The organism is Bartonella sp. AA81SXKL (assembly GCF_042196945.1).
In the GTDB taxonomy this organism is placed as follows: domain Bacteria; phylum Pseudomonadota; class Alphaproteobacteria; order Rhizobiales; family Rhizobiaceae; genus Bartonella.
In genome coordinates this window covers 1-911 of the sequence record NZ_JBHIRH010000143.1, presented here as the reverse complement: position 1 = coordinate 911, position 911 = coordinate 1, and the positions used below count along the sequence as shown (strand labels likewise).

At 43.9% G+C, this 911-nt stretch carries 1 pseudogene; it reads left to right on the top strand.

Features of this window, described 5'->3' with window-relative positions:
* Positions 1-911 (top strand): annotated as a pseudogene (locus ACFINZ_RS10165) (filamentous hemagglutinin); the annotation flags it as partial.

Genomic DNA, 911 nt, shown 5'->3' with positions numbered 1-911 from the left:
GGTCTTGCGAAAAACATCGCCAAAAATGTCTTAGATCATGCAAAAGCCAAAGATTCAGAGGAAGGGCAAACCAAAGCTGCTATCAGCAATGGCACCATCATCCTGACAGATGAGGTTGAGCAAAAGGCGTTGACAGGGCAAGATGTGGAACAAGTAATCGCCTCCCTTAACCGCGATACTGCCAACGCCCATAAGGGGGTACAACAGCTTGATGTTGCCAAGCTGGAACAAATCGTCCATGAAAACCGTGAAATGGCGACACAATTGCTGGAAGAAGGGTTTAAAGTTAGCAATGAAGCTTACAAAACCATGTTTATCAAAGAACATCCCATCGCCGTGGTGGAGCGTGATGAACAGGGACATATCATCTATAAGACAGATAAAAATGGACAGTATATCAAAAACGCTCGTGGACAAAAAATTCCGAAATCTCATTCTTTAACGGCTGAGGAGAAGGAACATTTGCAAGCCGGTTCTGATGGCAAGGTGCATGTGTCGTTCAATGGCATCTTTACACCCCCAGAGGAAGCTGCTGTTTATGCCGAGCAACATGCTGTTAATAAAAATGAACCGCTTTATTTTGTGGTGTTTCCACAAGCCGATACGGCTCTCTCAGAACTTCTGGTAGCGGGGTATCAGAAGTTACTGGAAAATAACTTTTGGGGTTTGACCAATTCAACACAAGAAGCAAAAGATCTGATGTCTCGCTATGGTAATACAGGGTTAGAACTTTATGCCCATAGTCGCGGTAGCATGACATTGGGGAATATGCTGTATTCTTTTCAACAACAAGGTGTGCACGGGATAGCTAACAAAAACACGACTATCAATCTCTATGGACCAGCCTTTAATGTTTTAGTTGCATCCGATCTATTAGGCTATGTGAGTGACGGCAAACAAACCACTGTTGG